This window comes from Pseudomonas sp. NPDC077408 (genome assembly GCF_050269105.1).
Classification (GTDB): domain Bacteria; phylum Pseudomonadota; class Gammaproteobacteria; order Pseudomonadales; family Pseudomonadaceae; genus Stutzerimonas.
This window is the reverse complement of the sequence record NZ_JBNNHS010000015.1, coordinates 33,068-45,215: the sequence shown is the minus strand read 5'-3', so window position 1 is coordinate 45,215 and position 12,148 is coordinate 33,068. Positions and strand designations below refer to the sequence as shown.

At 59.1% G+C, this 12,148-nt stretch carries 13 protein-coding genes; 10 read left to right on the top strand and 3 right to left on the bottom strand.

The window, feature by feature from the left end:
* Positions 1 to 624, bottom strand: a 624-nt coding sequence (locus ACQKEK_RS22550; RefSeq protein WP_499167704.1) for an IS4 family transposase, incomplete at its 3' end; no start/stop codon positions are given.
* Positions 625 to 899: 275 nt separating this feature from the next.
* Between ACQKEK_RS22550 and ACQKEK_RS22545 the strand changes: the two genes are divergently transcribed.
* Together ACQKEK_RS22545 and sstT are read left to right on the top strand one after the other, a co-directional pair.
* Positions 900 to 1,886, top strand: coding sequence for an amidohydrolase family protein (locus ACQKEK_RS22545; protein ID WP_499144417.1), 987 nt, complete (start codon positions 900 to 902; stop codon positions 1,884 to 1,886).
* A gap of 426 nt (positions 1,887 to 2,312) precedes the next feature.
* Positions 2,313 to 3,551, top strand: coding sequence for a serine/threonine transporter SstT (gene sstT / locus ACQKEK_RS22540; protein ID WP_128121152.1), 1,239 nt, complete (start codon positions 2,313 to 2,315; stop codon positions 3,549 to 3,551).
* 122 nt (positions 3,552 to 3,673) lie between these two features.
* On the opposite strand, the gene fabB is transcribed toward sstT, so the two are convergent.
* Positions 3,674 to 4,891, bottom strand: a complete 1,218-nt coding sequence (gene fabB / locus ACQKEK_RS22535; RefSeq protein WP_499144416.1) for a beta-ketoacyl-ACP synthase I — start codon at positions 4,889 to 4,891, stop codon at positions 3,674 to 3,676.
* A gap of 11 nt (positions 4,892 to 4,902) precedes the next feature.
* Positions 4,903 to 5,418, bottom strand: a complete 516-nt coding sequence (gene fabA / locus ACQKEK_RS22530) for a 3-hydroxyacyl-[acyl-carrier-protein] dehydratase FabA (RefSeq protein WP_045426348.1) — start codon at positions 5,416 to 5,418, stop codon at positions 4,903 to 4,905.
* Positions 5,419 to 5,834: 416 nt separating this feature from the next.
* Here fabA and ACQKEK_RS22525 point away from each other — a divergent pair, with 416 nt between their 5' ends.
* The 8 genes from ACQKEK_RS22525 (at position 5,835) to ACQKEK_RS22490 (ending at position 12,128) form a co-directional block, all read left to right on the top strand.
* Positions 5,835 to 6,857, top strand: coding sequence for an NAD(P)H-dependent glycerol-3-phosphate dehydrogenase (locus ACQKEK_RS22525; protein ID WP_499144415.1), 1,023 nt, complete (start codon positions 5,835 to 5,837; stop codon positions 6,855 to 6,857).
* A gap of 19 nt (positions 6,858 to 6,876) precedes the next feature.
* Positions 6,877 to 7,215, top strand: a complete 339-nt coding sequence (locus ACQKEK_RS22520) for a DUF4389 domain-containing protein (RefSeq protein ID WP_128121155.1) — start codon at positions 6,877 to 6,879, stop codon at positions 7,213 to 7,215.
* The gene (sixA, locus tag ACQKEK_RS22515) at positions 7,212 to 7,670 is read left to right on the top strand and encodes a phosphohistidine phosphatase SixA (protein WP_128121156.1); all 459 of its coding nucleotides are present in this window, start codon (positions 7,212 to 7,214) and stop codon (positions 7,668 to 7,670) included. The genes ACQKEK_RS22520 and sixA overlap by 4 nt, the downstream gene beginning before the upstream one ends.
* Positions 7,671 to 7,748: 78 nt before the next feature.
* A complete protein-coding gene (locus tag ACQKEK_RS22510; RefSeq protein WP_499144414.1) occupies positions 7,749 to 8,204 on the top strand; it encodes a hotdog fold thioesterase in 456 nt (151 codons plus the stop codon).
* Positions 8,205 to 8,310: 106 nt separating this feature from the next.
* The gene (locus tag ACQKEK_RS22505) at positions 8,311 to 9,117 is read left to right on the top strand and encodes an alpha/beta fold hydrolase (protein WP_128121158.1); all 807 of its coding nucleotides are present in this window, start codon (positions 8,311 to 8,313) and stop codon (positions 9,115 to 9,117) included.
* Positions 9,114 to 9,971: an alpha/beta hydrolase gene (locus ACQKEK_RS22500; protein ID WP_499144413.1), complete on the top strand. Its 858-nt coding sequence runs from the start codon at positions 9,114 to 9,116 to the stop codon at positions 9,969 to 9,971. Before ACQKEK_RS22505 ends, ACQKEK_RS22500 begins: the two co-directional genes overlap by 4 nt.
* A gap of 178 nt (positions 9,972 to 10,149) precedes the next feature.
* Positions 10,150 to 10,953, top strand: coding sequence for a DUF4892 domain-containing protein (locus ACQKEK_RS22495; protein ID WP_499144412.1), 804 nt, complete (start codon positions 10,150 to 10,152; stop codon positions 10,951 to 10,953).
* 80 nt (positions 10,954 to 11,033) lie between these two features.
* Positions 11,034 to 12,128 carry an AI-2E family transporter gene (locus ACQKEK_RS22490; protein ID WP_128121161.1) on the top strand — a complete coding sequence of 365 codons (1,095 nt, stop codon included), beginning with the start codon at positions 11,034 to 11,036 and terminating at the stop codon, positions 12,126 to 12,128.
* Positions 12,129 to 12,148: the final 20 nt, after the last annotated feature.

Genomic DNA, 12,148 nt, shown 5'->3' with positions numbered 1-12,148 from the left:
TAGCGTGATCGAATTGTCCGGAATCTGGCCTAGGAAGGTTTCGGCCAAGCGCATTTCGCTGCCCCGGTAGGGGCTGAGCTGGGCATCGAGGATCACGTGGGAACGCACGTTCATCAAGGCGACGAGCCGCATCATTGGAAAAGGCGTCTGGCGTCCAGTGCCCGTGTTGCCAGAGCCAAAATGTTCTCTTAGCTCAGGTGTATCGGGGGTTCGCAGTAATGCACCATCGACTGCGAACACCTGTAAACCATTCCAGTCGTCGCCTTCGTATCGCTCGCAGCCCCATTGTTTACCCGTCTGACGAAACAACGATTCGACCGGATCAGCCCCCAGTCGCTTACGCGCTTCAGTCACGCCGCTTCGCGCCAGCAACTGATCGGAGGCCAAGCCTTGAGCGCAGATATTCAGACGTCTGGCTACCTCATGTACGGGCTCATTTCGGAACAGGGCCATGCCCAGCACCAACCAAAGCACCTGATCGCTTGGTAGGCGACGACGCCTTATGGTGGCTTGCGCTGAAAGGTTCAGCGCACTGGCGACCCACTCAACAGCAATGTTCTGGGTGAAGGTACTCAGATCAGAGAAATTGAAGAGATCACCGAGGTCGAGCAATTGCTGCTGAATGGGCATAAAAAATCCGATACCAGAGGACTGGTATCGGATTTTCTAGAAGCCCCGGCCTGGACTCAAATGCTTAAGTGAACAGCATTACGTCACTGACGGGCCTTTTTCGTTCAGCTGCGTTTGCTGAAAGAACCAGGGTAAATCAGGCTAAAAGCGCGGCTCGCTTGTAACAGCGTCACCGCGTTATGAACCGCCAAGCGACGGGACGGTCTATCTGCGTGCCATCAGGAGGACATCGGTTGCTCAACATACGAAACTGTCTCGCCGCGTTTTGCCTGGTTGTCTCGGCCGCACCGGTACAGGCACGGGACTACCACTACAGCGACGCCCATCTGCACTTCGTCGACTTTTTTCAGGAAAGCGCTGGCATGGACCAGCTGCTTAAGGCCATGGACAAGGGCGATATCGATCACGTGATGATCAGCGGCATACCGGTTGCTAAGAAATGGCATGAGAATGAGCCCAAACGCCCTCGCTACTACGCGGGCGATGACGCGGCCGTCTACTGGTACAGTGCGACCGATGTGGTGGTCGCTGCGGCACTTAAGGAGTTAGACGAAGAGCAGCGCAAGCGCTTCCATCCGTTTCTGTCGGGCTTCAATCCGAATGACAAGAACGCCGATGCGCATATCCGTCGGATGCTCGATATGGATCCAGGTCTATGGCAGGGACTTGGTGAGATCTTCACGCGGCATGATGATGTGACGGCTCTGACTCAGGGCGATACGCCCCGTGCCAACAACGAAGCGTTAACGCGGGTCTACCACCTGGCAGCCGAGTTCGATCTGCCGGTCATGCTGCACTCAAACATCACCTCCAAGCGCGAGCGCAATCCGCTCTATCTGGCTGAACTGGAAGAGCCGCTGCGTAACCACCCGCATACGCGCTTTATCTGGGCGCATGCTGGTACCAGCAAGGAGCTGCATCGTCACCAGAAGAAGCTGGACTTCCTGCTACCTACCGTCAAACGCCTGCTCGATGACTATCCGAATTTATACGTCGATTTGTCATGGACCATGCTTCGTCCGTATCTGCTGGATAGCGCAGGCGGACCCGATCCCGAGTGGGTGGCCTTGGTCGAGCGGCATCCTACGCGCTTCATGATTGGTTCCGATGTGGTGGGGCGCTTCGAAGGTTTGGGGGAGGCGATGCGCGCATTTGATCCTTTCCTCGATGCGTTGCCCGAGGCCGTGGCACGCAAAGTGGCGCGTGACAATTTTCTCGCTGTACTTCCGCGTAAGCGGCAGGCGGAGGTGCGGTAAACACGGGCGTAGCGTCGGGTTGGCTCCATGGCCGCTCGTCCGGCGTCACCCCTGATTCGCCCCTTCTCGACACCAGGATTTCGAGGTGTCCGTTCCTGCTAATTGATCAAGATTCGTGACCTGTCTCTTTAGCCATCTTTGGGTGCTATTCAGGCCAGCGCGGCGAGCCAGGTACGGGCATCGCTGGGATTAATCTTAACGAGCGGGTAGCGCGACTTCCTATCTGACCCGCTTTGTTTCGGCGACGCCCCGCAAGGGGCTTCATGTTCTGCACTGTGCTACAAGGCGTCAGTCCATCCGTTTTGCCCCAAAGCTGGGCAGAACGGGTGGAGATGCGTACCATCCGGCGTTTTTCGCAGGGCTTCGGCTGTCGCTTTCAGGGCGATGGGCCTCGCCTGATCCAGCCGTCTACGCCGAGACTTCGCTATGTCCAATCCCTCATCTCCTCTAATTCGAGCTTATAACCGTATCGGTCTGGTCACGCAGATTGTGGTCGGGCTTGTTGCTGGCTGTCTTCTGGCCTGGCTGTGGCCCGAGGCCGCAGCGTCAGTCAGTTTGCTGGGAAGTCTGTTCGTCGCAGGATTGAAGGCGGTTGCGCCGGTATTGGTGTTCGTTCTGGTCACTGCGTCGCTGGCCAATCACAAGCGCGGACAGCCGACGCACATTCGTCCGATTCTGATGCTTTATGCGTTGGGCACGGTCAGTGCGGCAGCCGTTGCCGTTATCGCCAGCTTCATGTTTCCGACCAGCCTGACGTTGGTCAGCCAGGCAAATGACGTCGTACCGCCAGCAGGTGTCGCGGCTGTTTTGCAGACGTTGCTGTTCAACGTCGTGGATAATCCGGTCCATGCGCTGATCGAAGGTAACTTCATCGGCATCCTGGCGTGGGCGATTGGACTTGGGTTTGCGTTTAGGCATGCGCGTGAGAGCACTCGCGATCTAATCGCCGATGTCTCGGAAGGCGTTACCTTGATCGTCAAGGTCGTCATCGGGTTTGCTCCGCTGGGTATCTTTGGTCTGGTAGCCGGGACCTTAGCCGAGTCCGGCTTTGCCGCGCTGGTCGGTTACCTGCAGCTCCTAATGGTGCTGGTGGGCAGCATGCTGTTCATGGCGCTGGTGGTTAACCCCTTGATCGTGTTCTGGCAGATTCGCCGCAACCCTTACCCGCTGGTGTTCACCTGCCTGCGGGAGAGCGGTATCACTGCGTTCTTTACCCGCAGCTCAGCAGCCAACATCCCGGTGAACATGCAGTTGTGCGAGCGGCTCGGGCTGCATAAGGACACCTACTCGGTTTCGATCCCGCTTGGTGCGACCATCAATATGGGTGGGGCGGCTATTACCGTTACAGTGCTGACATTGGCAGCCGTGAACACGCTGGGCATCGTTGTGGATATCCCGACGGCGATCCTGCTCAGTCTGCTTGCGGCGGTTTGTGCCTGCGGTGCCTCTGGTGTCGCTGGCGGTTCGCTGTTGCTGATTCCGCTGGCTTGCAGCCTGTTTGGGATTTCCAACGATTTGGCGATGCAAGTCGTCGCAGTCGGATTCATCATCGGAGTAATTCAGGATTCGGCCGAGACGGCGCTGAACTCCTCGACGGATGCGCTCTTTACAGCAGCATCATGCATAGCGCATGGAGATGTGGAAGGACAGGTGCAGGCCTCCTGATCTACTGCTTTCGTCCAGGTCGCGTTCCGGTCCGGTCACGCGATCTGATGATGACGACATATAAACATCCACAAACAACAACGGCGCCCTGAGGCGCCGTTGTCGTTTACTAGCTGTGCTGATCAGCCTTTCCAGCGCTTCAGTACCAACGTTGCGTTGGTGCCACCGAAGCCAAAGCTGTTACTCATGACGGTGTCGATCTTGGCATCTTCGCGGGTTTCGCGAACGATCGGCAGGTCAGCGACTTCTGCATCGAGCTCTTCGATGTTGGCCGAGCCGGCAATGAAGTTGCCCTGCATCATCAGCATGCAATAGATCGCTTCATGAACACCTGCGGCGCCCAATGAGTGACCTGATAGGCTCTTGGTCGAGCTGATGGCTGGGATCTTGTCACCGAACATGTTGCGTACGGCCTTGCTCTCAGCGACGTCGCCCACCGGAGTGGAGGTGCCATGGGTGTTCAGGTAATCGACATCACCTTCAACCGTGGCCATCGCCTGCTGCATGCAGCGCAGCGCGCCTTCGCCGCTCGGCGCGACCATGTCGTAGCCATCGGAGGTAGCGCCGTAGCCGACAATTTCCGCGTAGATTTTAGCGCCGCGCTTGAGCGCATGCTCCAGCTCTTCGACTACCACCATGCCGCCACCACCCGCGATGACGAAGCCGTCACGCTTGGCATCATAGGCGCGCGAGGCCTTTTCCGGCGTCTCGTTGTACTGGCTGGAGAGGGCGCCCATGGCATCGAACAGGCAGCTCTGGCTCCAGTGCTCTTCCTCTCCGCCGCCGGCAAAGACGACGTCCTGCTTGCCCATTTGGATCTGTTCCATCGCATGGCCGATGCAGTGCGCGCTGGTGGCGCACGCCGAGGCGATGGAGTAGTTGATGCCCTTGATGCGGAACGGCGTCGCCAGGCAAGCGGAAACCGTGCTGCTCATGGTGCGGGGTACACGGTATGGCCCGATGCGCTTGACGCCCTTCTCGCGAAGGATGTCGATGGCTTCCATCTGATTGATGGTAGAGGCGCCACCGGATCCTGCAATGAGGCCGATGCGCGGGTTGGAAATCTCCTCGGCGCTGAGGCCTGAGTCTTCCAGGGCCTGTTGCATCGCCAGATAGGCGTAAGCTGCCGCATCGCCCATGAAGCGCAGAACCTTGCGGTCGATCAGCTCTTCGAGGTTCAGGTCAACCGAGCCGGAGACCTGGCTACGCAGGCCCATATCGGCATAGGCCTGATTGAAGCGAATGCCGGGGCGACTGGCCCGTAGGTTGGCGGAAACGGTGTCTTTGTCATTGCCGAGGCAGGAAACGATACCCAGGCCGGTGATTACGACGCGACGCATGCGGAAGTCCTTCAGAAGCTATCAGTAGATGTAAACAGGCCGACACGCAAACCTTCGGCACTGTAAATCTCGCGACCATCCACGCTGACGGTGCCATCGGCGATACCGAGGACAAGAGAGCGGCTGATGGTGCGTTTGATATGGATGTTATAGGTAACCTTCTTGGCGGTCGGCAGGACCTGACCGAAGAATTTGACCTCGCCAGAACCCAGCGCACGACCACGGCCCGGGTTGCCCTGCCAGCCCAGATAGAAGCCGACCAGCTGCCACATGGCATCGAGGCCCAGGCAGCCAGGCATGACCGGGTCACCTTCGAAGTGGCAGGCAAAGAACCAGAGATCAGGGTTGATATCCAGCTCTGCAACCAGCTCGCCCTTGCCGTACTTGCCGCCGACTTCGCTGATATGAACGATGCGGTCAACCATTAGCATGTTCGGCGCGGGCAGTTGCGCATTACCGGGGCCGAACAGCTCGCCGCGGCTGCAACGGAGCAGATCTTCCCGAGTAAAGGCCTGTTGTTTGGTCATGCGTATTCCTCAATGGTCCCTTTATGGAGGGCTTGCTGCGTTCATCCGACTCGAATAAGCGAGTCCGGTCATAAGACTAGTCATAGACTGCCGCCTTGCGCTGAAAGTCACAGCACAGCGACATGGGTACCGCTCGTTTCGACCAACCACGAGACGACCATGGTAGAAACGGGCCGATACTTTAACACTCCTGATCCGTGACAACGACCATGTGACGTTCTGCCTCTTATAGACCATTGGGGAATGCCGCCCCAGGATGCTGACACGCAAGCCTGGATAAACGGTCTTTCGCGATCGCTCGGCGCGACTGGAAATTGTAATCGGATGATTCAGCTGCCATCAGGGTTTGCACTGGTTGCGTGCGGAGCGCTACGTATAATGCTGACCATTGCACTCGGTGCCTAAACGGATCCCCCATGACTGAACAGCAACCCATTGCGGTGCTTGGCGGCGGCAGCTTCGGAACCGCTATCGCAAACCTGCTTGCCGAGAACGGCCACAGCGTCCGATTGTGGATGCGCGATGCCGAGCAGGCCGAGAGCATTCGCACGCACCGCCAGAATCCGCGCTATCTGAAAGGTGTGACGCTGCTGCCAGGCGTCTGCCCTGTCACCGATCTAGGGCAGACGCTGGCTGAGTGTCAGCTGATCTTCGTAGCATTGCCTTCCAGCGCCTTGCGCCAAGCCTTATCACCTTTCGCTGATCATCTATCGGGGAAGATGTTGGTCAGCACTACGAAAGGCATCGAGGCACAGGGCTTCATGCTGATGAGCCAGATCCTCGAAGAAATCGCGCCACAGGCTCGAATCGGGGTGATTTCAGGACCTAACCTGGCGCGAGAAGTAGCCGAGCATGCACTGACCGCGACGGTTGTCGCCAGCGACGATGAGGCGCTTTGCCGTTGCGTGCAGCAGGCGCTGCATGGGCGGACCTTTCGTGTCTATGCCAGTTCCGACCGGTTTGGCGTCGAGCTTGGCGGAGCATTGAAAAACGTTTACGCGATCATGGCAGGTATGGCCGCGGCTCTCGGCATGGGCGAAAACACCCGCAGTATGCTGATCACGCGCGCCCTGGCTGAAATGACTCGCTTTGCTGTTAGGCTCGGCGCAAATCCGATGACGTTCCTCGGGCTGGCAGGAGTGGGAGACCTGATCGTCACGTGCACCTCGACGAAGAGTCGCAACTTTCAGGTGGGCCATGCTCTTGGTGAGGGGTTGAGTCTCGATGAGGCTGTGTCGCGGCTGGGTGAAGTGGCCGAAGGCGTCAATACCATCAAGGTATTGAAGTCCAAGGCAGAGGAGCTACAGGTCTACATGCCACTGGTCGCGGGTCTGCATGCCATTCTGTATGAGGGGCGTACGCTGGATCAGGTGATTGCGCTGCTGATGCGCGGTGAACCGAAGACCGACGTGGATTTCATTTCCACCGACGGTTTCTGATACGACAACGGAGCTACCAATGAACACATCACAACGTAGCGCAGAGCGCGAGTCGCTGATTCTGCGCGCACTCTGGATGCTGATTTTCTTTTTTGTCTGGCAGCTGGCCGAACTGGCTCTGCTGGTTGTAATCGTGGCGCAGTTAGTGCTGCAGGCGGTGAATGGCAAAGCCAATGACAGCTTGCTGGAGCTGGGTGACAGCCTCAGCCAGTACGTGGCGCAGATAGGCCGTTTCGGCACGTTCAATACCGATCGCAAACCGTGGCCGATGTCTGATTGGCCGAAACCGCGTCCGGCCGACAGGGAATCGGTGCCTCCTGTGCAGCCGGCCCCGCCAAAACAGGAGCCGCAGCCATGATGTTGTGGCTGTTGCGCCACGGCGAAGCGGAGCCCCGTAACCGGACCGATGCCGAGCGTAACCTCACCGCTGCGGGCCGAGTCGAAGTGGAGCGCGCCGCCGCGCATCTACAAGGGCAACCGCTGCAGGCCATTCTGGCAAGTCCCTATCAGCGAGCCCAGCAGACTGCTGAGATCGTCCGGCAGGCGCTCGGTTTTACCGGATCGGTAGAAACCGTACCCTGGTTGACGCCGGAATCTGATCCGGCCGATGCGCTGCTCTATCTCGATCGTCGAAGCGAACAGCATGTGTTGCTGGTCACCCATCAACCCTTTGTCGGTGTGTTCGGCGGGTGGCTGGTCAGTGGTCACCGTGACGCGCCTATTGCGATGGCAACCGCCAGCCTGGCCGAATTGGAAGGGGAGCACGTTGCGGCGGGGTTGATGCGCCTGGTTGCGCTGCGGCATCCAGTCTGACTGCAACTAGCTACGATCGATGCTGCGCTTGCAACTGCAAGTGACTTGCCGCAGATAAAACAAAGACAGGAGCGACATGTGAGCATTTGGCAGCGACCACCGAGCCTCGAGCAACTCAACGCCAACCGTCAGAACACCATTGTCGAGCTGCTCGATATTCGTTTCGAAGCCGTCGAAGAGGATTGCCTCACGGCCAGCATGGTCGTGGACTCCCGTACTCACCAGCCCTATGGGTTGCTGCACGGCGGTGCTTCGGTAGTGCTCGCCGAGACCGTTGGGTCGATGGCCAGCTACCAATGTATCGACCCGAGCCGATTTTATTGTGTTGGCCTCGAAGTGAACGCCAACCATATCCGCGCGGTACGCAGCGGTCGTGTCACCGCGGTCTGTCGTCCGGTTCATCTGGGACGGTCCAGCCATGTTTGGGACATACGGCTGCACGGGGATGACGGCAAACTGAGCTGCATCTCGCGTTTGACTGTTGCGGTCGTGCCGATTGGCGAAAACAGTCCGCAGCCTATCGAGGCGTCGTAAACGCTCTATTTGGCAGGACTGCCTTTGCTTCTGCCGCTTCGGCCGATTGCCGTTAAGGGAAGGGGCGCCAGACAATGACCGTCGTCTCCATCAGCGCCCATAACTCATGATGCAACGCATTTTTTTCGCTCACGCCAACGGTTTTCCATCCGCCACCTATCGCAAGCTGTTTGAAGACCTAACGCCTGAGTACGCAGTCACCCACCTCGATCAGCACGGTCATGACCCGCGCTTCCCGGTCGATGACAACTGGCAGAACCTGGTGCAGGAGCTGATTGAACAGCTAGCGGCGTTGCAGGAGCCAGTCTGGGGAGTCGGTCATTCGCTTGGTGGAATGCTGCACTATCACGCCGCCTTGCAACGCCCGGAGCTTTATCGCGGGGTGGTCATGCTCGATTCGCCTATGCCGACCTGGCTGGATCAGACCTTGATCTGGGCGGGTAAACGCTTTGGTTTCATTGATCGTCTGACGCCCGCGGGACGTACCCTTGGTCGTCGCGAACAGTTCAGTTGCGTCGACGAAGCGCGGCGTTACTTCGCCAGCAAGGCACTGTTTCGTGCTTTCGATCCTGCCTGCCTGGATGCGTATGTCGAGCATGGGCTCGAGCCGACTGCTCAAGGGGTGCGTTTGCGCTTCGACCCGGAGACTGAAATTCGTATCTATCGCAGCGTGCCGCATGTGACGCCCGGCTGGCCCCATGCGCTGAAGATGCCGCTGGCTGTCGTGCGGGGACGTGAGAGCCGAGTTGTGCTGCCCCATCATCTTTATCTGCTACGGCTGGTTGCGCACGGCGAGGCGCATACCTTGCCCGGCGGGCATATGTTTCCGCTCGAGCGACCGCATGAAACCGCGGCCCTGCTCAGGCAGTTGTTCGGTCGCTGGACCGAACTGGACAGGCGGGGTGCCGCATGAGTGTCACGTTCGAAGAGATCCGTCTGAGCCTGCCACATATCGAGGTTGCGGCTCACCTGTACGGTCCGGAGGACGGTCAACCAGTCATTGCTTTGCACGGCTGGCTGGACAATGCGGCCACCTTTTCGCGTTTGGCGCCGTTGCTTGAGGGCGTCCGGATCGTTGCGCTAGACCTGCCAGGGCACGGGCATTCCGATCATCGACCGCTTGGGGCGGCGTACAACATCTGGGACTACGCGCACGACGTCTTGCAGACGGCCGAACAGTTTGGCTGGAAGCGGTTTTCTTTATTGGGGCACTCGATGGGCGCCATCGTGTCGGTGTTGCTGGCCGGTGCCATGCCTGATCGGGTCGAGCGACTGGCCCTGATCGACGGGGTGATCCCCTATACCGGCGAAGCCGAAACGGCGCCGCAGAAGCTTGGGGAATCGCTGCAAAAATTGCTTGTCGTCGACGACAAGCGAAAGCCGGTCTACGCCAGCTTCGAACAGGCTGTCGCGGCGCGCATGAAAGGCGTGGGGGCGGTCAGCCACGAGGCGGCCGAGCGGCTCGCGCAGCGAGGGTTGATGCCGGTTCCCGGCGGCTATACCTGGCGCACTGATGCACGCTTGATGCTTCCGTCGTCGATGCGCCTGACTCGTGCCCACGCGTTGGCATTCGTGCATGGCGTTGCCTGCCCGGCGAGCCTGGTGCTGGCGGAGCAAGGTTTGCTGACCCAGCCGGCCATGCTCGAACTGACCCAGGCCTTGCCATTCGTGCTGCATCGGTTGCCCGGCGGCCATCACCTGCACTTGGATGATCAAGTCGGGGCCGAAGCGGTGGCGGCCATTTTCAACCCGTTCTTCGCAGGGTGAATCGAGCCAGGACGGGATTACGCAAGAATCTGTCGCAAAGCCCCGCTTGACTTGCATTTGCCAACTGGTGACGCTGGGCTATCGCCTCAGCAGGGAACACCGCAATGATCAACCTCCATACCACTGCCACCTCCAAGGGTCAGACCCCGCCGTCGGTCGTGACCCATTGAGGTGTCGTATGCGAGTTAGATGGATAACAGCGCTGATCCTGGCTATCGGTACCGCTGATGCGGCGGATCTTCCTGGCAGCAGAGATTTCGACCTGCTCCCGCGATACCCGCAATCTGAAATCGTAGGCTTCAAAGAGCGGGACGTGCTGGACCGAACCTATCCGCTGGATTCGATACGGCGTATCAGCGGGCGGCTGCGAATGAGCGACCAGATCACCGCCAGCGGCCACCTAACGGCAGTTACCTATCTGCTGCCTGATGTCCATACCGGCATCGAAGCGTTCGAGCGTGGACGAAATCGTCTGTTGAACGAGGGCGCTGAACTGCTTTTCTGGTGTGAGGGTCGTGAGTGCGGATCGAGCAGTCTATGGGCTAACGAGGTGTTTCATCGCTCGACGCTGTACGGCCCAGAGGCGAGGCAAGCCTATTTGCTGGCGCGCCTGCCAGGCGATTCGGATCGGTTGATGGCGCTATACGGTGTAACCCGTGGCAACGGTCGTCCTTATCTGCATGTGGAGCAGTTCGAGCCTGATCAGTCGCTCGGTATCATCCTGCCAAATCCGGGCACCCTGTTGCGTCAGTTGAAAAGCACTGGCGAACTCTGGCTGCCTCGATTGCCGCAAGAGCCGACGGCGGAGTGGGGCGCGCTGCTGGCCAATGTCCTGCGGCTCGACAGCACGATACGGGTCTCGCTGAAAGGCAAAGGCGCTGCGGCTTGGTATGAAGCGCTTACACAGGAACGAATCAAGGCGCGGCGCATGGAAGCGGAGACCTCCGTCGAGGATGGGCTGCGTATGACGCTGTTGCGTTGAAGGTATATTCCAGACTGCAATAGCCACTGCTTCTGGTGCACTTTGCTCCAAAGTGCACCGCCTTCTCCATAGGTAACACCATGCTTAACAACGATCGTCTGCTGGTGCAGATTCTGCTCCTGGTGCTGCTCGGTGCCTGTGTGTGGGTGCTGGCCCCGTTTGCCTCGGCGCTATTCTGGGCAGCGGTGCTGGCATTCGCCAGCTGGCCGATCATGCGCGTGCTGACCCGTTGGATGAAGGGCAATTCCACGCTTGCCGCAACCCTGTTGACCGGGGGTTGGATGGTGCTGGTAGCCGTGCCGCTGGTCTGGCTCGGATTCAACATTGCCGACCAGATCCGCGAGTTCAACGTGCTAGTGCACAACCTGCAAGTGCAGGGACTGCCAGCACCGCCGGCGTGGCTCGCTGAGCTGCCACTGATCGGCGACAACCTGTTGAATATCTGGAACACGCTGGACGAGCAAGGGACGGCCTTTTTCGCGACGATCCGGCCCTATGTCGGTCAAGTCGGCAACTGGTTGCTGGTGCGCAGCGCGCGCGTAGGCGGGGGAATGCTGGAACTCGCGCTCAGCCTGATACTCGTGTTCTTTTTCTATCGCGACGGGCCAAAACTGGCTGCATTCGTCCATAGCTTGCTGCACCGATTGATCGGTGATCGCGCTGATCATTATCTGGAACTGGTGGCAGGGACAGTCCAGCGCGTCGTCAACGGTGTGATCGGCACTGCTGCTGCTCAGGCGATTCTGGCATATGTCGGCTTTAGCATTGCAGGCGTACCCGGTGCGCTGATTCTTGGTCTGCTGACGTTCGCTTTCAGTTTCCTGATGGTCCCACCCTTGGTCTGGGGCCCCGCCACGCTCTGGCTCGTCTGGCAGGGACAGTACGGCATGGCGATCTTCCTGGGTATCTGGGGAATGTTCATCATCAGTGGGGTGGACAACGTGCTGAAACCCTACCTGATCAGTCGCGGAGGCAACCTGCCATTGGTGGTGGTGCTGCTTGGCGTGTTTGGTGGCGTGCTGGCGTTCGGTTTCATGGGGCTGTTCCTCGGCCCGACGCTGCTGGCAGTTGCCTACAGCCTCCTGGAAGACTGGCTGGTCAAGGAAGTGCCTGGGGTCGTCACGCCAGCAAAACTATCGGGCAATCAATCCAACGATGCAGCAGTCCGCGACTAGCCGGCTGTTGCTGATTGTCG